The organism is Staphylococcus ratti, assembly GCF_020883535.1.
Classification (GTDB): domain Bacteria; phylum Bacillota; class Bacilli; order Staphylococcales; family Staphylococcaceae; genus Staphylococcus; species Staphylococcus ratti.
Genome location: NZ_CP086654.1, coordinates 799,817 through 821,120 on the forward strand (window position 1 = coordinate 799,817; position 21,304 = coordinate 821,120).

Annotated in this window: 19 protein-coding genes; 12 read left to right on the forward strand and 7 right to left on the reverse strand. The window is 35.7% G+C overall.

Annotated elements, in window-relative coordinates; all coding sequences use genetic code 11:
- Nucleotides 1-30: 30 nt before the first annotated feature.
- On the forward strand, nt 31-1,071 hold the full coding sequence (gene pglS / locus LN051_RS03730) for a 6-phosphogluconolactonase (RefSeq protein ID WP_229293253.1): 1,041 nt from the start codon (nt 31-33) through the stop codon (nt 1,069-1,071).
- A gap of 59 nt (nt 1,072-1,130) precedes the next feature.
- On the opposite strand, the gene LN051_RS03735 is transcribed toward pglS, so the two are convergent.
- The 4 genes from LN051_RS03735 to LN051_RS03750 form a co-directional block, all read right to left on the reverse strand.
- Nucleotides 1,131-2,513, reverse strand: a complete 1,383-nt coding sequence (locus LN051_RS03735) for an aldehyde dehydrogenase (protein ID WP_420853990.1) — start codon at nt 2,511-2,513, stop codon at nt 1,131-1,133.
- Between the two features lie 179 nt (nt 2,514-2,692).
- Nucleotides 2,693-2,974: a GNAT family N-acetyltransferase gene (locus LN051_RS03740; protein WP_229293255.1), complete on the reverse strand. Its 282-nt coding sequence runs from the start codon at nt 2,972-2,974 to the stop codon at nt 2,693-2,695.
- 20 nt (nt 2,975-2,994) lie between these two features.
- Nucleotides 2,995-3,918 carry a manganese-dependent inorganic pyrophosphatase gene (locus tag LN051_RS03745; protein WP_229293256.1) on the reverse strand — a complete coding sequence of 308 codons (924 nt, stop codon included), beginning with the start codon at nt 3,916-3,918 and terminating at the stop codon, nt 2,995-2,997.
- A gap of 62 nt (nt 3,919-3,980) precedes the next feature.
- A complete protein-coding gene (locus tag LN051_RS03750; protein ID WP_229293257.1) occupies nt 3,981-4,532 on the reverse strand; it encodes a cysteine hydrolase family protein in 552 nt (183 codons plus the stop codon).
- An 82-nt stretch (nt 4,533-4,614) separates the two neighbouring features.
- Between LN051_RS03750 and LN051_RS03755 the strand changes: the two genes are divergently transcribed.
- Nucleotides 4,615-5,715, forward strand: a complete 1,101-nt coding sequence (locus tag LN051_RS03755) for a glycosyl hydrolase family 28-related protein (RefSeq protein ID WP_229293258.1) — start codon at nt 4,615-4,617, stop codon at nt 5,713-5,715.
- Nucleotides 5,716-5,785: 70 nt separating this feature from the next.
- On the opposite strand, the gene LN051_RS03760 is transcribed toward LN051_RS03755, so the two are convergent.
- Nucleotides 5,786-6,577, reverse strand: coding sequence for a prephenate dehydratase (locus LN051_RS03760; protein WP_229293259.1), 792 nt, complete (start codon nt 6,575-6,577; stop codon nt 5,786-5,788).
- Nucleotides 6,578-6,620: 43 nt separating this feature from the next.
- Nucleotides 6,621-7,694, reverse strand: coding sequence for a nitric oxide synthase oxygenase (locus LN051_RS03765; RefSeq protein ID WP_229293260.1), 1,074 nt, complete (start codon nt 7,692-7,694; stop codon nt 6,621-6,623).
- A 154-nt stretch (nt 7,695-7,848) separates the two neighbouring features.
- Between LN051_RS03765 and LN051_RS03770 the strand changes: the two genes are divergently transcribed.
- From LN051_RS03770 to LN051_RS03815, 10 genes are all read left to right on the forward strand, one after another.
- Nucleotides 7,849-9,318, forward strand: a complete 1,470-nt coding sequence (locus tag LN051_RS03770; RefSeq protein ID WP_229293261.1) for a nicotinate phosphoribosyltransferase — start codon at nt 7,849-7,851, stop codon at nt 9,316-9,318.
- Nucleotides 9,311-10,132 (forward strand): ammonia-dependent NAD(+) synthetase, encoded by an 822-nt coding sequence (nadE, locus tag LN051_RS03775; protein WP_229293262.1) that lies wholly within the window; start codon nt 9,311-9,313, stop codon nt 10,130-10,132. The genes LN051_RS03770 and nadE overlap by 8 nt, the downstream gene beginning before the upstream one ends.
- A 67-nt stretch (nt 10,133-10,199) precedes the next feature.
- The gene (locus tag LN051_RS03780; protein ID WP_229293263.1) at nt 10,200-10,775 is read left to right on the forward strand and encodes a DUF2179 domain-containing protein; all 576 of its coding nucleotides are present in this window, start codon (nt 10,200-10,202) and stop codon (nt 10,773-10,775) included.
- Nucleotides 10,759-10,938 (forward strand): NETI motif-containing protein, encoded by a 180-nt coding sequence (locus LN051_RS03785; RefSeq protein WP_229293264.1) that lies wholly within the window; start codon nt 10,759-10,761, stop codon nt 10,936-10,938. The genes LN051_RS03780 and LN051_RS03785 overlap by 17 nt, the downstream gene beginning before the upstream one ends.
- A gap of 368 nt (nt 10,939-11,306) precedes the next feature.
- Complete coding sequence (gene purB, locus LN051_RS03790; RefSeq protein WP_229293265.1) at nt 11,307-12,602, forward strand: adenylosuccinate lyase; 1,296 nt, start codon at nt 11,307-11,309, stop codon at nt 12,600-12,602.
- Nucleotides 12,603-12,671: 69 nt separating this feature from the next.
- Complete coding sequence (locus tag LN051_RS03795; protein ID WP_229293266.1) at nt 12,672-12,974, forward strand: YerC/YecD family TrpR-related protein; 303 nt, start codon at nt 12,672-12,674, stop codon at nt 12,972-12,974.
- Nucleotides 12,975-13,132: 158 nt separating this feature from the next.
- On the forward strand, nt 13,133-13,822 hold the full coding sequence (pcrB, locus tag LN051_RS03800; RefSeq protein ID WP_229293267.1) for a heptaprenylglyceryl phosphate synthase: 690 nt from the start codon (nt 13,133-13,135) through the stop codon (nt 13,820-13,822).
- Nucleotides 13,822-16,014: a DNA helicase PcrA gene (gene pcrA / locus LN051_RS03805; RefSeq protein ID WP_229293268.1), complete on the forward strand. Its 2,193-nt coding sequence runs from the start codon at nt 13,822-13,824 to the stop codon at nt 16,012-16,014. Before pcrB ends, pcrA begins: the two co-directional genes overlap by 1 nt.
- The gene (gene ligA, locus LN051_RS03810; protein ID WP_229293269.1) at nt 16,015-18,015 is read left to right on the forward strand and encodes an NAD-dependent DNA ligase LigA; all 2,001 of its coding nucleotides are present in this window, start codon (nt 16,015-16,017) and stop codon (nt 18,013-18,015) included. It begins immediately after the preceding gene.
- 14 nt (nt 18,016-18,029) lie between these two features.
- On the forward strand, nt 18,030-19,226 hold the full coding sequence (locus LN051_RS03815) for a CamS family sex pheromone protein (protein WP_229293270.1): 1,197 nt from the start codon (nt 18,030-18,032) through the stop codon (nt 19,224-19,226).
- Between the two features lie 274 nt (nt 19,227-19,500).
- Here LN051_RS03815 and putP read toward each other — a convergent pair whose 3' ends face one another.
- Nucleotides 19,501-21,045 (reverse strand): sodium/proline symporter PutP, encoded by a 1,545-nt coding sequence (putP, locus tag LN051_RS03820; RefSeq protein WP_229293614.1) that lies wholly within the window; start codon nt 21,043-21,045, stop codon nt 19,501-19,503.
- Between the last annotated feature and the right edge of the window lie 259 nt (nt 21,046-21,304).

Here is a 21,304-nt window from a genome sequence, read left to right on the forward strand (position 1 = left end):
AGTTACTGAAATATACAGGGAGGAATACATATGACTGTAAAAGGTTATATAGGCTCATATACAAAAAAAGAGGGTGCAGGACTATATTGTTTTGAATTAGATGAATCTAAAAGCTGTATTTCTAAAATAGATACAGCGTATGAATTAAATGCATCCACATATTTCGATATTTATGAAGATACGCTTGTAGCAATTACTAAAAATGACCAATATAGTGGGGTAGCATCATTTAAAATAAAGCAAGATGGTCAATTGGAGAAAACAGGAGAATGTTTAGAGTCTTTGAAGGGTTCAGGATGTTATGTCTCAATCTCTCCAGATGGACAGTTTGTTTTTGAAGCGGTATACGGTGATGGTATTGCAAGAATATATGAATTTGATGCTGAATCGCAAAAAGTAGTTCGCTTAATAGAAGAAGTGTATCATGAATATCCAAAGGGGCCTAATGTAAGTCGTCAAGATCAATCGCATGTACACTATTTAGAAGTGACACCTGAACAAAAGTATGTTGTAGCAGTTGATTTAGGTGCAGATTTATTAGTTTCTTACCATTACGGACAAAAAGGTTTGGAAGTTGCACATCGTACAACTATGCAACCAGGCGACGGCCCTCGACATATTGCTTACCATATAACTGGTAAATATGCCTATATTGTCAATGAGTTGTCGAATACTGTCGTTGTGATGGCTTATGACGATGGACAATTTAAAGAAATAGAACGTCATTTAACAATTCCAGAAGCTTATTTACAACCTACTAAATTGGCTGCGGTTCGTATTTCAGAAGATCAGAGATATTTATATATTAGTAATCGTGGACATGACAGCATTGCGATTTTTAAAATTTTAGAAGAAGGTGCTCGTCTAGAATTAGTAGACATCGTTTCAACAGGTGGAGAATTTCCACGCGACTTCAATATTTCACCTTCAGGTCAACATCTTGTAGTGGCACATCAAGAAGATGATTCGCGCGTCGTAGTATTTGAACGTGATTTGGAGCATGGCACATTAATTAAACGTGATGATAATGCTTTCGCAGCAGAAGGCGTTAGTGTTAAATTTAAAAAGTAAAAATTTAAAAGTTAAAAATAAAGTCGAGAAGTGTTTTCAACTTCTCGACTTTATTTGTGTTATTTGCTTTTAGTAAAAAATTGTTTTACCGCATTTAACTTACCCTTATAAGGAGGGAATAAAATGCCAGTTTCGAGTTTCGTAGTTTTGAAAATATATGGCTTCTCATGTGAGAATGTATCAAAAGTGTATTTCCCATGATAACGCCCTATTCCTGAAGCACCGACACCACCAAAAGGTAGCTTTGGATTAGCGAGTTGGAGCAGTGTATCGTTAATTGCGCCACTTCCAAATGACAACATTTCTATGACGCGATTAGATATATTTTCATCTTCTGTAAAGACATACAATGCAAGTGGTTTCGGCAATGTATTTAACCAAGCTAGTGCTTCATCTAGCGTTTCATATGTGAGTATAGGCAAAATAGGGCCAAAGATTTCTTCTTGCATAATGAAGTCATCAGGATGAATATCATCCAATACTGTAGGCTCAATTAATTTTGTTTGTGCGTCTTGGTAACCACCAATGACGATGTTTGATTGGTGGACATCTAATAAACGAGAAAGCCGTTCAAAATGTTGCTGACTCACAATGCGACCTAAGTCTTCGCTTTCAGCTGGTTTGTCGCCATAAAATTCTTTAATTGTAGTCTTCATAGCACGCACAAAATCCTCTTTAATAGCTGCGTCAATTAACACATAGTCAGGCGCTACACATGTTTGACCTAAGTTCATAAATTTGCCGAAACAGATACGTTCACTGGCAACTTTTAAATTGGCCGTTTTATCAATAATTGTAGGCGATTTCCCACCAAGTTCCAATGTGACAGGGGTCAAATGCTTAGCAGCAGACTCATAGACGATTTGCCCGACTTTTGTACTTCCAGTGAAAAAAATGTGATTAAAAGGTAATTGTAATAACGATTGGAGACATGCTTTTCCACCTTGAACGACAGAAACATAGTCACTTTCAAATGTTTCCTCGATAATCGTTGCTATCACATTAGAAACATTAGGTGTCAGTTCTGAAGGTTTAACAATGGCTGTGTTTCCAGCTGCAATTGCTCCAATCAATGGCTCCATAACTAGCTGAAAAGGATAATTGAAAGGGCCGATAATGAGTACGGTACCTAACGGCTCTTTTACGATAAAACTTTTTGCTGGAAATAAGAAAAAGGGTGTTTCAACAGCACGTTTTTTAGTCCATTTTTTTAAATTTTTACGATAATGATTAATCACATTAATGGTATAACCAATTTCGGTACCAAAAGCTTCTACATAGTTTTTTCCTAAATCTTCTTTTAAAGCTTCAAATAATGCTTTTTCATGTTTTTTAATACTCTTTTTTAAGGTTTTAAGCTTTTGTTTTCTAGTGGCAATAGAGCGTGTCTCTAAAGTATCAAAATAATTTTGTGATGCTTCGAATAGCAATCGATAATCCAATACTATCACCTCATTTTTAGGTTGAAAAAATAGGTTGAGACAAACCAGCATACATATGTCTCAACCTCGTAAGGAGTGTATTACGGTGAATCATGAGTTTTGGTCCTGATAGCATATTTTAGTCTGTTTAAATCTTCAATGCTTCTGTCCCAATCTCATTGCCACATGTAACAAATTATTTATCTTTTTCTTAAATACGATAGGGAATCATCTCGCTCGAATTGTACACGTGCATATGAACAAGAAGGGATGATTTTCAAATTTTCATCTTTTGCTTTTTGAATGACAGCATCAAACAATTGCTTTGCGACGCCACTACCTCTCAAACTTGGTTCTACAAACGTATGATTGACATCGATCGTATCATTGCTTACAAAATAATACGTTATTTCGGCTTTAGGAGCATGTTCATTTTCACCAACAAAAAATTTATTTGTACCTTCGTTTACTGTTACTGGCATATTTTCACCTTCAATTCGTATTATGATAATGCTTCTGTAACTTGAGGAACGACTTGTTTTTTACGAGATACTACGCCAGGTAAAAAGGCTGTGTTATTTTCTAATGTCGTATTAAATGCACTTGCGATTTTATCTGTATTAGCACCTGTCACTAAAATTTTAGAGTTACTATTTAAAATGTCAGTGACTACTAAAATAAATGACGTATAATTTTGTTCAGCAGTTTCTTGGTTCATTGCATTTTCAAACGCTTCTTGACGTTCCAATACTTCATCAATGTCTACCGTATTAACTTGAGCAATACGCACAACATTTTCACCAATATTGAATGATTTTGCGTCTTTGTTGAGTAGTTCTTTTTCAGTGCTATCTTTAGTAGATGCGCCTGCTTTTAACATGTCTAATCCATATTGATCAACGTCAACATTTGCGATACGTGCTAATGCACGCGCAGCATTTACATCTTGTTCTGTACATGTAGGTGATTTAAATAAAAGACTATCAGAAACAATTGCTGAAATCATGAGTCCAGCGATTTCTGGTTTAATTTCATAACCGCGTTCATTGTACATTTTGTAAAGAATTGTAGCTGTACAACCTACTGGTTCAGCACGGTAGTATAGTGGCCCAGCTGTTTCAAAGTTAGCAATACGATGATGGTCAATGACGTGCTTTACATTGGCATTTTCGATTGTTTTTGCACTTTGTTGGAATTCGTTGTGGTCAACTAAAATAACATCTTTGCCTGTTAAGTCGTCTGATAAAAGCTCTGGTGCTTCAACATTAAAGTAATTTAAAGCATATTGTGTTTCTGGTGCTACGTCACCTAGGCGATATGCTTTTGCTTCTTTGTTTCCATGTGATTGTTCAAAGTCTGCCATAATAATAGCTGATGTTATTGCGTCCGTATCTGGATTTTGATGTCCAAAAATATATGTTGTCATATTTCAAACTCCTTATTTTTTAACTATTGATTTATTAAATATTTTAGCATGGTACTCAGGTTTTATTCCACCGTTGCGCCTAATGTGTTTTTGAAGTGGGTAAGTGCCCATTCATGACCTTGAGGATTAAAAGTCGCAACCCCTTTTTTAGGGATAATTAATTGATAATTTAAATTATAAGCAGTTGAAGCCGTGTGTAATACACAAATATCAGTACATACGCCTACGATTTCTAAAGTATCTACTTTTCTTTCTCGTAATAGGGTGTCCAAAGGTGTTCCAAAGAAAGAATCGTAACGGCGTTTATCTATAAAAAATACATGTTCATCATGTTGGATGTCGTTAAAAATTGAGCCTACGCGGCCATATAAATTTCTCCCTTCAGTTCCGATAATGTTGTGTGGAGGAAAACTTTTAGACTCTGGATGAGTTGGATCATTTTCAAAGTGTAAATCCATCATAAAAAATATGTTTTCTTTTGCCTCGTGATAATGCTTAATACGATCAACAATAAAACCTTCAATGGCTTGACCAGATTTTCCGCAAGTTAATTTTCCAGTGTCTGAAATAAAGTCATTGGAATAGTCAACAATAATTAATGCTTTCTTTGACATAATGTCCTCCTAAAAATTGGGTATACTATCTGTAACAAGAGATGTTTATAGTATAACGCAAATATGAAAGGATACTAGACCTATGTTAAAAAATGTTAGAGATTTTGGTGCAAAAACAAAAAATAAATGGAAAGATACATTTGGTATACAACGTGCATTAAATGTGGTAGCTAGAAATGGTGGAGGAACTGTTTATATTCCAGAAGGGGTTTACCATATTTCAAAAGCTTTGAAAATTTATGGAAATACGACTTTGAAATTAGATGACAAAGCGGTGTTATTAAGAAAAGGTCGAGATGCTTTATTGAAAAATGGTTCTAGTCGAAAAAAATATTATCGTTATGAAGGTAACGGACATATTAAAATTGAAGGTGGCACATTTGATATGAATGGCAATCAATATCCATTCAATAATACGGCGATGTGTCTTGGTCATGCACGTGAGATTGAAGTCGCACACGTTACATTCAAAAATATAGTAGGGGGACATGGTATCGATGCATGTGGACTTGATGGTGTGCACATTCATGACTGTCGCTTTTTAGGGTTTGTTGATTACGTCGGTGACCGTTCGTTTTCGGAAGCGATTCAATTAGATTTATTTATAGAAGGTGCTTTCCCCAAATTCGGCATTAATGACGGTACTATTACGAAAAATGTTATTATAGAACGATGCTATTTTGGTAATTCAAATGAAGGAGAAATGGGACCTTGGAATAGAGCAATAGGTTCTCATGCAACTCGTTTATTCCATTTTTACGAAAATATCGTCATTCAAGATAATACGTTTGAAGGTACGAAAGACTACGCGTTAACACCTTTAAAATCAAAAAATATGTTTATCGCCAATAATATATTTTTAAATTGTGCCGGTGCATTAAGGTATCTTGGCGTATATAAAGGGAAGCATATGTATTCATTTGACGGAAGCATTGCAATGAAAGAGGGAGGTAAAGGCCTCACATTTATGAACAATACAATTCAAGGCTGTCAAACATTAGACACTTTGCATATTAGAAGTCACAAACAAGCACCGCATCAACATATTTCGATTCTAAAAAATACATTTATAGGTGCAAACCATCCGATTCAATTAACAGGCGTACAACATGTATGTTTATTACAAAACGAAAATATACCTTCAATTAAACAAACAGATGTAGAAGACGTATTGTGTGATTAAAGAAAAAGAGAACGCTAAAAATGGAGAGCGGACGAGCGAAATCAAATCGATTTTGCCTGTCCGCTCTATTTTAATTAAATCTTCCTAAGTTGCGAATTTCAAAGTCAAGGGTTTGTAGTATTGTTGTAACTTTATTCATAACGTTTTCATTAGGATAATCCGCTTGAACGAAGAAACGATATCTACCTAGTTGCGTTTTTAATGGCCTTGATTCAATCCAACTTAAGTTTACATTGAATAAAGCAAATGTGTTTAAAATACTTGCAAGTAACCCGGGTTTATCTTGTGAGGGTGTGATAAGCAATAAGCATTGGTTGCCTTGTTGATGTATCACTGGATGGTTTGAGAGTACTAAGAAACGAGTGACATTATGAGGATAGTCCTCAATGTTATTCACGAGTGGGACGTAGTCATATGCTTCCCCACTCCCTTTAGGGGCTATTGCAGCCGTATATGAATTAATAAATTGTAAAGCATCTACCGTACTTTGTGAGTACGTATAGCTCAATTGGTGACGATGTATAAATTTTTGCGTTTGGCTAATGGCTGGGCCAATGGAATAGACGTGTTTGACGTCTTCTAAAGTCATTCCACTTTGCCCGTAAAGAGAAAATTCAACATCTAAGTGGATTTCTTTGATGACAGTTAAAGGATGTTCAACTAAACTATCTGCGACTACATTTATAGTACCTTCTATTGAATTCTCAATTGGAACGATAGCTTGTGACGAAGCATCCGTTTTTAATGATGTCACTACTTCGTATAAATTTTCTTTTGGAATGAAAGTATCAGGATGAGCTTGGTATTTTAATGCAGCCAAGTAAGAAAAAGTTCCTTTTGGTCCTAAATAATATAAAGACATAGCCTCACCTCGAATCGGTCGTTTGTCCCCATTTTACACAATTCTAGTGAAAAGGACACCCACTCGATTCGTTTTTCTTATAATAGAAGTTCGTTTCGTGCATTGTATTATCATAACCGTGATGATAATTCGCTGTAAGTGTCGGCGAAAGTGGCGGTGCGAGCCATGACCATTTTCCGGTGACTTTTCGATGATGTGCATGTTCTGTAGCTTCAAATTTTTCAAACTGTTTGGCAGCAGTTAAATGATCTACCATAGAGACGCCTGTATTTTTAAAAGATTGATAAACCGCATCATTAATCTCTACTAAAACCCGATCTTTATTGAAGGAACTATTTTTTAAGTTTGAAAAGTTCATGGCTTGAGCTAAAGGTTCCATCAAGTTATAACGGAAGCTGTCTAAATAATTTCGAACAGCAATTTCATTCACCATATACCATCCGTTAAAAGGTGCGGTAGGATATGTGATACCACCAATCTTTAAATCCATATTTGAAATGATAGGAACGGCATACCACTTTAAGTTGAGTTGCTCAATTTTAGGGAACTCAGAATGTCGGATAGGCACTTCTAAAATTAAAGATTTTGGATATTCATAATATCGAATAGGATGATTAGGAAATTGGTATATTAATGGTAGAACGTCAAAATTTGTATGATCTCCGCGCCAACCTAAATGTTCTGCGAGGTGTGTGACACTTTTTTCAGAAGGGTCGCCGATCTTTTCATAGCCGGCATATCGAATAAGTTGGTTGTTATAAATCTTAGGTGGCGCTTCAAAGGAAGGTGCAAAGATTGTAATGTAAGGTATAATTCTCCCGCCATTTGTTGCATTTTCAACATGTGAAGTAATCGCGTTAAGAAATTCTGCTTCATTTTGTATGTCTCGTGCATCTTGCACTTTTAAACTTTCCCAAAATAATCTTCCGATACAGCGATTTGAATTTCTCCACGCCAGTCTTGCACCGAAAGTGAGCTCTTCTTTTGTATGACGATAATACCCTTTTTCGATTATTTCTTGTTTAATGGCTTTTAAACGTTCGTTCCGTTTCGTGCTCGATTGGTTTGTTTCTTCGTAAAATTGCGTTATAAAAGATATCGCTTCTTCTATCATCATACCACCTCATTATAGATTATAATGTAAAAATGAAAATTTATTGAAATTAAGCATGAATTGTCATATTTTTGTCGATGTTCTTATTAAAAGTGGAAAACAAAGGCTAAACGTGTTATATCATAGAGGTATAAATAAAAGGACGAGGAGAAATACTATGTATCAATACAAGGACGACAGTTTAATGCTACACAATGATTTGTATCAAATAAATATGGCTGAATCTTATTGGAATGATGGGATTCATGAACGCAATGCCGTTTTTGATTTGTATTTTAGAAAGATGCCATTTGAAAGTGGCTATGCAGTATTTAACGGATTAAAAAGAGTGATTGATTTTATTGAGCATTTACATTTTTCTGAATCAGACTTAGCTTATTTAAAAGATATTGGCTATGCAGATGATTTTCTTCATTATTTGAAAAAACTTAAATTTACAGGCAATATTCGTGCCATGGAAGAAGGAGAATTATGCTTTGGCAATGAACCACTGCTACGTGTAGAAGCACCTTTAATACAAGCGCAACTTATCGAAACGACTTTATTAAACATTATTAACTTTCAAACACTAATTACGACTAAAGCAAGCAGAATAAAGCAAGTGGCGCCGCACGATACTTTAATGGAATTTGGGACACGACGTGCACATGAGCTTGATGCCGCAGTTTGGGGAGCAAGAGCAGCGATTATAGGAGGTTTCGATTCAACGAGTAATGTAAGAGCTGGAAAATTATTTAATATTCCAGTTTCAGGTACACATGCGCATGCGTTCGTTCAAACGTATGGTGATGAATATATCGCATTCAAAAAATATGCAGAGCGTCATAAAAATTGCGTATTTTTAGTTGATACGTTCCATACGCTTAAATCAGGTGTACCGAATGCAATTCGTGTAGCAAAAGAATTGGGAGATAAAATTAATTTTATTGGTATTAGGCTAGATTCTGGAGACATTGCGTATCTTTCTAAAGAAGCGCGTAAAATGTTGGATGAAACAGGCTTTAAAGATGCTAAAATCATCGCATCTAATGATCTTGATGAAGAAACGATTTCGAATTTGAAAGCACAAGGTGCAGAAGTCGACAGTTGGGGCGTAGGAACTAAATTAATTACAGCCTACCAACAACCAGCGCTAGGTGCAGTTTATAAAATGGTGGCAGTAGAAGATGATCACGGACAACTTGTAGATCGCATTAAACTTTCTAATAATGCTGAAAAAGTGACGACACCTGGAAAAAAACGCGTCTATCGTATTATCAATACGAGAACAAATAAATCTGAAGGAGACTATATTACTTTAGAACAAGAAAACCCTAATGAAGAGAAGAAACTTAAAATGTTTCATCCTATTCATACTTATAAAATGAAATACATTAAACATTTTAAAGCAGTTGATTTACACCAAGACATCTTTATTAATGGTAAATGTGTTTATGAATTGCCGAGTGAAAAAGAAGCACAACGCTTTTTACAAAGCAATTTAGAATTGCTGTGGGATGAAAATAAGCGCTACCTTAACCCAGAAGAATATCCTGTTGATTTAAGCACAGCATGTTGGGAAAATAAACAGCGTCGTATTTTTGAAGTAGCAGAACATGTTAAAGAAATGGAGGAAGAACATGAATAAAATGCAAGCCATCATAGTAAATGAAATGAAAGTACAACCTGAGATTGATGTACAACAAACGATAGAAGCTATTAAACATTTTATTAAAGAATATGTAAGCTCCCATACATTTATTCATACATTAGTGTTAGGAATTTCTGGTGGACAAGACTCTACTTTAGTAGGGAAATTGACGCAACTTGCAGTAAATGAATTAAATGCAAGCGGGGATAAACAGTACAAATTCATCGCTGTAAAATTACCATATGGCGTACAAAAAGATGCAGATGAAGTGGAACAAGCGCTTAAATTTATTCAACCTGATCAAATCGTCACGGTTAATATTAAACCTGCAGTAGATCAAAGTGTCGCTGCATTAAAAGATGCAGGTATCACATTAACGGACTTTCAAAAAGGTAACGAAAAAGCGCGTGAAAGAATGAAAGTGCAATTTTCTATTGCTGCAAATACTAGTGGTATTGTGCTTGGTACGGACCATTCAGCAGAAAATGTAACTGGATTTTTCACAAAATATGGTGATGGTGCGGCAGATATAGCACCGATATTCGGATTGAATAAAAGACAAGGGCGACAACTTTTACAACATTTGGCTGCACCCCCACGCTTATATGAAAAAACACCAACAGCTGATTTAGAAGACGATAAACCGCAATTACCGGATGAAGAAGCGTTAGGTGTGACGTATAACGAGATTGATGATTACTTAGAAGGAAAAACCATTTCGGAGGCTTCTGCCCAAAAAATCGAGGCGCTTTATGTTAAAAATGCGCACAAAAGAGAACTCGCATACACGAGATTTACTTGGCCCAAATAAAAAATTTTGATGACAATTCAATGTATCCTTGATACAATGAGCTAAATTTTTAGAAGTGAGGTAAGTTATGAATGTAATAAATGATAACCCTATGTTAATGTTATTGGCGATATTTTTAATCAATGTTGCTTACGTCACAGCGTTAACAATGCGACTTATCTTGACGTTAAAAGGTTACAGATATTTTGCGGCTGCACTGAGCTTTGTGGAAGTGTTAGTCTATGTGATCGGGCTCGGAATGGTAATGTCAGGTTTAGATCAATTTCAAAATGTTATCGCATACGCTTTAGGTTTTTCTGTTGGTATCATTGTAGGTATGAAAATTGAAGAAAAATTAGCGTTAGGCTATTCAGTAGTAAATGTGACGACAGCGGATTATGAATTGGATTTACCTAGACAGCTTAGAGATTTAGGTTATGGCGTTACGCACTTTGCAGCACATGGACGAGATGGCGATCGTCTCGTTATGCAAATACTAACGCCTAAACGATATGAGTTAAAATTAATGGACACGATTAAAGCGCTAGACCCTAAAGCGTTTGTAATTGCCTATGAACCACGTAACATTCATGGTGGGTTTTGGGTTAAAGGTGTTCGTAGTAAAAAAGTAAAGGCGTATGATACTGATGAAATTCAAAGTTGAAGATGGAGAAACAATTCAAGACTGTTTGACACGTATGCGAGAAGCGGGATATATGCCTATTAAAAGATTTGAAAAACCTGTATTTAAGGAAAATAAAGATGGCAGCATAGAAGTATTAAAACAAGATATTATCTTCACAGGTAAGAAAATAAGTACAGAATAAATAGAAAGGTGTGGTAGAAAGCTTGCTATAGTTGAACTTATTTATTTAAAATGTGGACATGTCAGGTTGTCATCTTTATCATAAATGAAACACAAATTAATAGAAGCCACAAAAGACGTTTTGTATCATTTTATTATGGACAAGCGTCTTTTTAAATGCGAACTTTTAAGTCAGTATGATTTATTATGTTCGTGAATAGAGGTTTAAAAAACAAAAAATAATGATAGAAAATGAATAAATGGATTGATTCCGAACGATATATCTGTTTATATAGATAATGTACATATAATGTCCATTTGCTATAATGTGATTAACGCAAAGGATATTTTGAAAATTAGCATACCAAAAATAAGTTAGGAGATTTTATAATGATCGAACGTTATTCAAGAGAAGAAATGTCAACGATTTGGACAGACCAAAACCGATACGAAGCATGGTTAGAAGTTGAAATTTTAGCTTGTGAAGCATGGAGTGAATTAGGTTACATCCCAAAAGAAGATGTTCAAAAAATACGTGAAAATGCTCGCGTAGATGTGGAGCGTGCCAAAGAAATTGAATTAGAAACACGTCATGATGTCGTTGCGTTTACTCGTCAAGTATCTGAAACTTTAGGAGAGGAACGTAAATGGGTACATTATGGCTTAACGTCAACAGATGTTGTAGATACAGCGTTAAGTTATCAAGTGAAACAAGCAAATGACATTATCGAAAAAGATTTAGAACGTTTTATTGAAGTCCTAGCAAATAAAGCTAAAAAGTATAAAAACACATTAATGATGGGACGCACGCATGGTGTTCATGCTGAACCAACTACATTTGGATTGAAAATGGCACTTTGGTATGCCGAAATGCAACGTAATCTAGAACGTTTTAAGCGTGTACGTGAAGAAATTGAAGTCGGAAAAATGAGTGGGGCTGTAGGTACTTTTGCGAACATTCCACCTGAAATAGAAGCATATGTATGTAAACATTTAGGTATTGGGGCAGCACCAATATCAACACAAACGTTACAGCGTGATCGTCATGCGTATTACATTGCGACGTTAAGTTTGATTGCAACATCACTTGAAAAATTTGCAGTAGAAATTAGAAATCTACAAAAAACTGAAACGCGTGAAGTAGAAGAAGCATTCGCTAAAGGACAAAAAGGTTCATCTGCAATGCCGCATAAACGTAATCCTATCGGTTCTGAAAATATTACAGGTATTGCACGTGTCATTCGTGGATATATTACAACAGCTTATGAAAATGTGGCATTATGGCATGAACGTGATATTTCACATTCGTCTGCAGAGCGCATTATGTTACCAGATGTGACGATTGCACTAGACTATGCGCTGAATCGCTTCACAAATATTGTTGATCGTTTAACGGTTTATGAAGAAAATATGACTGAGAATATGGAAAAAACATTCGGATTAATTTATTCTCAACGTGTACTGCTTGCCTTAATTGATAAAGGAATGGTACGTGAAGAAGCGTATGATACGGTTCAACCTAAAGCGATGGAATCATGGGCATCTAAAACGCCATTTAGAGAATTGGTTGAAGCAGATTCCAAAATTACTGATAAACTTTCAGAAGAGGAATTGAATGCATGTTTTGACCCTAGACATCACTTGAATCAAGTTGATACAATATTTAAAAGAGTAGGTCTAGCATAAAAATACTACACTTTAATGTATTAATTCGTTAAAATATCCTTAAACATAAAAATATAGGGGTTGTATATCATGCAAATTGAAAAATTACGTGGAACCGCATTAAATGAATTGTTTGATGCAATCTTGACATTAGAAACGCGCGAGGAATGTTATCAATTTTTCGATGATTTATGTACTGTTAACGAGCTTCAATCGTTATCACAACGTTTACAAGTTGCAAAGATGATTAAACAAGGCTACACATACGCAACAATAGAAGCGGAGTCTGGCGCATCAACTGCTACGATTTCTCGAGTTAAACGCTCTTTACAATGGGGAAATGATGCATATACGATGATTTTAGAACGAATGGATATTGAAACGAAACAATAACAAAGGGATTTAAAGCAAGGAGATGATATGAGTATTAGATACTTATTTCACACTTGCTTTTTTTATGTTTTTTCAACGAAATCTCGTAGCCCAATCTTAGAATATCGCCCCTAAAAATGCTATAATATATGCTATGATATTTAAAGGAGTAAAAGGTCATGTATGATATTAAACAGTGGCGTCATGTCTTTAAATTAGATCCAGCAAAACCAATTTCTGATACAGATTTAGAAACACTTTGTATGTCTGACACAGATGCAATTGTTATTGGCGGAGAAGACAATATGACAGAAGACAATGTGTTACATCTTATGAGCCGAGTGAGGCGTTATCCATTACCCCTTGCTTTAGAGATTTCAAATATAGAAAGCACTGTACCAGGATTTGACTTTTATTTTGTGCCATCGATACTCAACAGTAAAGATGTGAAATATCATAACGGTCAGCTGCATGAAATATTAAAAACTTATGGCCATATGATTCATTTTGAAGAGATGATTTTTGAAGGCTATGTCGTACGAAATCCAGAAAGTAAAGTGGCACAATATACGAAAGCAAAAACGCAACTTTCGATAGAAGATATAGAGGCTTATGCGCAAATGGCAAATGAAATGTATCGATTCCCTGTATTTTATTTAGATTATCGCGGAACACAAGGTCAAATTGAGGAGTTGCGTGCTGCTCAGGCTTTACTTTCAACGACACAGTTATTTTATGGCGGTGATATAGACAGTTTTGAAACCGCTAAAAAAATTGCTGATATTGCAGATACACTCGTTGTAGGGGATTTGGTGTATGAAGATATTAAAAAAGCGATTAAGACGACTAAAATAAAGGAGAGAACATAATGAATCCACTTGTAAAAAATATGAATACGGAGCAAAGTGAAGCGGTGCGTACAACGGAGGGACCGCTTTTAATTATGGCAGGTGCAGGGTCAGGTAAAACACGTGTATTAACGCACCGAATTGCGTATTTATTAGATGAAAAAGATGTATCTCCTTACAACATTTTAGCAATAACATTTACTAATAAGGCTGCTAAAGAAATGAAAATGCGTGTGCAAGCATTAGTAGGAGAAGAGGCGGAAGTCATTTGGATGTCTACATTTCACTCTATGTGTGTACGTATTCTTCGTCGTGATGCAGATCGTATTGGTATCGAACGTAACTTTACGATTATAGATCCAACAGACCAAAAATCTGTAATTAAAGACGTTTTAAAACGTGAAAACATTGATCCTAAACGCTATGAACCACGTATGTTTATTGGTGCGATAAGCAATTTGAAAAATGAATTAAAAACACCACAAGATGCTTTAGCATCAGCTAATGATTATTTTACGCAAATGGTAGCAAAAGTGTATGAAGGCTACCAAATGCAACTCGTTCGAAATCAAGCTTTAGACTTTGATGATTTAATTATGACGACAATTAAATTATTTGAACGCGTGCCAGAGGTGTTAGATTATTATCAAAATAAATTTCAATACATACATGTAGACGAGTACCAAGATACGAACAAAGCGCAATACACGCTTGTTAACCTAATGGCTCAAAAATTCAAAAACCTATGTGTAGTGGGAGATTCAGATCAGTCTATTTATGGTTGGCGTGGTGCTGACATTCAGAACATTTTATCATTTGAAGAAGATTATCCAAATGCAAAAACTATCTTTTTAGAGCAAAATTATCGTTCTACAAAGACGATTTTAAATGCAGCCAATGAAGTAATTAGAAATAATACTGAGCGTAAACCTAAAGGCTTATGGACGGCAAATGATCAGGGTGAAAAAATCAAATACTATGAAGCTTTTAGTGAACGAGATGAATGTGAGTATGTTGTAAGGGAGATTTTTAAACAACAAAAGAAAGGAAGAAAGTTAAAAGATATCGCGGTATTATACCGTACAAATGCCCAATCTCGTGTGCTTGAAGAAACATTTTTAAAATCAAATTTACCTTATGTGATGGTAGGGGGCCAAAAGTTCTATGATCGCAAAGAAATTAAAGATGTTTTGAGTTATTTACGTTTAATTGCTAACAGTTCAGATGATATTAGTCTACAACGTGTCATTAATGTGCCAAAGCGCGGCATTGGCCCTTCTTCTGTTGATAAGATTGCATCTTATGCAGCTTCGAACAATATTAGTATGTTTGAAGCACTTGCTGAAGTTGATTTTATTGGCTTATCCAAAAAAGTGACACAAGCAGCATCTGAATTTTATCAACTCATGAATCATTTGATGAAAGAACAAGAGTTTTTAGAAATCAGTGATATTGTTGAAGAGGTGCTTGTTAAAACAGGATATCGTGAAATGCTTGAGCGTGAACAAACTTTAGAAGCACGTAGCCGTTTAGAAAATATCGATGAATTTATGTCGGTACCTAAAGACTATGAAAAAAATACGCCGATTGAAGAACAATCGCTAATTAATTTCTTAACAGATTTATCTTTAGTGGCTGATGTAGATGAAGCAAATTTAGAAGATGGTGTAACGCTAATGACGATGCATTCTGCAAAAGGGCTCGAGTATCCAGTTGTTTTCATCATTGGCCTAGAAGAATCCATTTTCCCGCATATTCGTGCAATCAAAAGTGATGGGGACCATGAAATGGAAGAAGAGCGTCGCATCAGTTACGTTGCTATAACACGAGCAGAAGAAGAATTGTATTTAACACACGCTTCTTCTCGTACCTTATACGGTCGTAGTCAATCTAACCCGCGTTCTCGTTTCTTAAATGAAATACCAGACGACTTACTTGAACTGCCAGAACGTCAGAAACCAACGTCAATAGGTCGTCAACGCCAAGCGCCAAAACGTGGATTCAGTCAACGTACAGTTGTGAATCAGAAGCAACCTTCTACATCAGAGTGGAAAGTTGGAGATAAAGTGACGCATAAAAGTTGGGGAGAGGGTATGGTATCTAATGTGAGTGAAAAAAATGGCTCTGTCGAATTGGATATTATTTTCAAATCTCAAGGACCTAAGCGTTTACTTGCACAATTTGCTCCAATTGAGAAGAAGGGGGAGGACTAAATGACACAATTAAAAGCGCGTGTTCAACTATTACATGAGCGTTTACATCAATACAACTATGAATATTATGTCATGGATAATCCTAGTGTTCCGGATAGTGAATATGACAAACTTTTACACGAATTAATAGAGATTGAAACGGAACATCCGCAACTCAAAACTTCAGATTCACCGACTGTTCGAGTAGGTGGAGAAGCACAATCTACTTTTGAAAAAGTGCGTCATGATACACCAATGTTAAGTCTAGGGAACGCTTTTAACGAAATGGATTTACGTCGTTTTGATGAACGTGTGAGAGACAGTGTAGGTGAAGTCGAATACATGTGCGAATTGAAAATTGACGGATTAGCAGTATCACTGAAATATGAAAATGGCCGTTTTGTCCAAGGGCTTACACGAGGAGATGGTACAACGGGGGAGGACATCACGGAAAATTTAAAGACGATTCATGCGATACCATTAGTGTTACAAAAACCTATTTCATTTGAAGTTCGTGGCGAAGCTTATATGCCCCGAAAATCATTTTTAAAATTAAATGAGACGAAAGAAAAAAAGGGAGAGCAACCTTTTGCGAATCCAAGAAATGCTGCCGCAGGGTCATTGCGCCAACTTGATTCGAAACTCGCAGCTGCACGTAAATTAGATATTTTTCTATACAGCATTAATGATTTTACTGAACTTGATGCGACGTCTCAAAGTGAAGCTTTAACAGAATTAGACCAACTTGGATTTAAAACAAACCCAGAACGTATCGTAGCAAAATCAATTGAAGATATTTTAGCGTATATTGAAGCTTGGACAGCAAAACGAGAGCATTTGAGCTATGATATTGATGGTATTGTCATTAAAGTCAATGCAATTGAGCATCAAGAAACAATGGGATTTACCCAAAAATCACCAAGATGGGCAATTGCTTATAAATTCCCGGCAGAAGAAGTCGTGACAACATTGCAAGATATTGAATTAAGTATAGGGCGTACAGGCGTTGTTACACCTACTGCGATTCTAGAGCCTGTACATGTAGCTGGAACTACGGTTTCTAGAGCGTCCCTTCATAATGAAGATTTAATTCATGAGCGAGATATCCGTATCGGAGATCAAGTTGTAGTGAAAAAAGCTGGAGACATTATACCAGAAGTTGTACGGGTCATTCTTGATCGTCGACCAGAGCATACAGAAACATATCATATGCCAACACATTGTCCAAGTTGTGATCATGAACTAGTTCGCATAGAAGGTGAAGTCGCATTGCGTTGTATTAATCCAAAATGTCAGGCACAACTTGTGGAAGGTTTGAAACATTTTGTTTCAAGACAGGCAATGAACATTGATGGATTAGGAACTAAGATTATTGAACAGCTTTATTATAATCATCTTATTAAAGATGTCGCCGATATATTTTACCTTGCTAAAGATGATTTGTTACCACTTGAACGCATGGGTGAAAAAAAGGCTGATAATTTAATCCGAGCTATAGAAAAATCTAAATCTCAATCTTTAGAACACTTGTTATTTGGCCTTGGAATTCGTCACTTAGGAGTAAAAGCAAGTCATGTACTTGCTGAAAAATACGAAACGATAGAACGCTTAATGACGGTTACTGAAGCGGAGCTCATTGAAATTTATGACGTAGGTGAAAAAGTAGCTCAATCTTTTGTTACGTATATGGGTAACGAAGATATCCGTAAACTCATTGAAAAATTAAAAGCACAACATGTGAATATGACGTTTACCGGACAAAAAACAACAGAAATTACAGGACATCCAGATTTCCAAGGGAAAACCATTGTACTGACTGGTAAATTAGAACAAATGACACGCACTGAAGCATCTAATTGGCTAAAGCTTCAAGGCGCCAAAGTGACAAGCAGTGTGACGAAATCGACTGATCTTGTCATTGCTGGAAAAGATGCAGGTTCAAAATTAACCAAAGCAGAGACTTTAGGTACACCGATTTGGAATGAGCAAGACTTTATTGATAAGCAAAAAGAAATCAATTAAAGAGGAGATAGCCTATGAAAAAAAGGATTTTGATCGTGGTGGGACTTTCGCTTGCGTTAGCTTCATGTGGTCCCAATAATGATGATAGTCAGTCCTCTCAAGATACATCTTCTGAAAAGACAAATGATGTAAAAAGAATTGTGACAGATAAAAATGTTCAAGGGGAAAACTATCGTACGATTTTGCCATTTAAAGAAAGTCAAGCCCGTGGCTTAACGCAAGAAAACATGTCCAACAATTTTAACGGTGAAGATTTCGAATCTGGTTTATTGGAAATAAGTAAAGAAGTTTATCCTACTGATGAATTTTTATATCAAGATGGGCAATTTTTAGATAAAAAGACCATTCAAGCTTATTTAAAACCAAAACTAAGTAAAACTGAATTGGATAAGATGAGTGACAAAGAGAAAGATACGCATCAGGCTTCAGAAAACTTAGGATTAAATCCTTCAGTGAATGGAGAAAAGAAAGAAGAAAAAATTGCTAAAAATACGCCACAAGTGCTATCTAACATTTTAGAACAAAATTTTTATGATAATGGCGATACGGAAGGCAAAGATATAAAAGGTCTCACAATTGGTCTTGCGATGAATCAAGTGTATTATTATCAAAAAGAAAAATATGGAGAGACGTTTAGCGTTAATTTAGATAAGAAAAAAGTAGAGCAACAAGGTCAAGAGATGGCTGAAGAAATGCTATCAAGACTACGTGAAAATGATAAGTTGAAAGATATTCCGATTACATTTGCTATTTATATGCAATCAGGAAAAGATCAAATTATACCAGGTTCATTCGTGAGTTATGCAACCTCTGAAGAAAATGGGGCGAAGCTCAAAGAATGGAATAAAGTCAACGAACAAACGGTGCTTGTTCCTTCTAGTGAAGCGTCAGATTTGAATGAACAAATTAATGCGAACTTCCGTGATTTCAATGATAATTTACAAGCGTATTTCACAAATTTCACACAAGCAGTAGGAAAAGCGAAATTTAAAGATAAAAAGCTTCAATCACTGTCAATAGATTTACCGATTGATTATTATGGTAAAGCTGAATTAATCGGAATAACGCAATATGTGACACAGCTTGCTGAAAAAGATTTTGGTAAAGTTGAAGAATATGAAATTCACATTAAAGATGGCAATGCTTCACGTGCATTGATTACCAAAACAAAAGACGATAAAGAACCGCAAGTTCATATTTATAACAATTAATTAAATGACGTTATAAGAAAAAATAAGATTTCAAAGAAAGATGACGACTTTCTAACAAATTTGTTTTTAACGGTTGGTGAAAAATGCGCTAACCGTTATTTTTTATGTGGAGAAATAGTTACGATAGTATCATATCATTGCTAGAAAAGGCGGATACAGTTAAAACATAGTAAAACAAAGAAAAAACGATGGGACAAGACAATGAAATCAAGCTGATTTCTGTCTTATCCCATCGCTTTAACATCGTTCAGACACTATGCTTTACGCATCAAGATTATTCGTTTAATTCTAAACGTCTTTTCACTTCGTTCATTTCGTCAATAACAAAAGCATCTGGTTTTTTCGTAAATTTAGATACGATGACAGTAACGAGTAAACTCATAATAAATCCTGGTACAATTTCATATAAAGTGAAAATTTCATACTTTTCACCAAGTGGATGAGCGAACACAATCCATAAAAGCACAGTAATGGCTCCGGCCATCATACCGCTAATCGCACCAGTTCTTGTTAAATTTTTCCAGTAAAGTGACAAAATAACAAGTGGTCCAAAGGCAGCACCAAATCCTGCCCACGCGTTACCTACCAAGTTAAGAATTGTATTATTTGGCGACCAAGCGATTGCAATGGCTACAATTGCTACTAAAATAACGGATAAGCGGCCTACTAAAACAAATTCTTTTTCATGTTTTTTAGTATCTGCTTTATCGCCACGGATTAACTTATAAAAGTCTTCAGTTAATGAACTAGAAGTGACGAGCAACTGTGAAGAAATTGTGCTCATAATTGCTGCTAAAATGGCTGCCAGTAGAAATCCACCAACGAGCGGATGGAAGAGTACTTGCCCCATCAAAATAAAGAGTGTTTCAGGATCTTGAATTTCTACACCTTGAGCAGGAACAAAGGCGATGCCTAATAAACCTACTAAAACAGCGCCAATCAATCCGACTGCCATCCAAGTAATACCAATGCGTCTTGTGAAAGGGAGTAGTTTTATCGAACGGATAGACATAAAACGCACTAAAATATGAGGTTGCCCGAAATATCCTAAGCCCCATGCGAAAAATGAAATAATGCCAATTACAGTTGTTCCTCGAAATAAATCTAAGTTTGTTGGCTTTAGTTCAGCAACGGTATGGAACGTATCTAAGCCGTTGAGTTTTAAAAGCACAACGAGAGGTACCATAATCATGGCGATTAACATAATAACACCTTGGAAAAAGTCTGTAATAGATACCGCAAGGTAACCGCCAAAAAATGTATAGGCAATGACGATAACAGCGACAAGTAATAATCCAAAGCGATAGTCTAAACCGAAGGCGCTATCAAACAACTTTCCGCCGGATACGAATCCTGCGTGTGTATACAATGTGAAAAAGACGACAATAATCCCACCAGAAATAATTTTAATAAGGTTAGATTTATCATCTAAGCGATTTTTGAAAAAGTCAGGTAATGTAATCGCATCACCTGCGATTTCAGTATGTAAACGCAATCGTGGTGCCACAAGTAAGTAGTTAATCCATGCACCAAGTGTTAAACCGATAGATAACCATGCTGCGGAAAGACCAGTTGAATAAACTTCACCCGGCAACCCCATAATCATCCAACCGCTCATGTCAGATGCACCGGCTGAAAGCGCTGTCACCCAAGGACCGATATTACGGCCACCTAACATGTACTCACTTAGGTTACTCGTAGCTTGCTTATAACCGTAATAACCAATACCAAGTAAAATAATAAAATATAATGCTATCATAATGTACGTTTGCCAATCTGGGTTGACTTGGCTAGATAATGTTGACCCCAATGTGAACATATTCATTTTATCCCCCTTTTTGTTACATAAGTTAATTATACAGAAATATCTTAGGAAGGAAAGTGTATTTTTATTCTAAAACGTCAAAAACACAATTAAATTCAGTTGCAAAAGCGTATTTTTACTAATTAATACTCAAATTTGCAACCAACAGACTTTGAATTTTTATGCGTCATATAGACATTTTTGCAAAAATATAACTTGGACATATTACTTTATGGGTATTATTTATATTTGAGTAACATAAAAGCGTTCATTT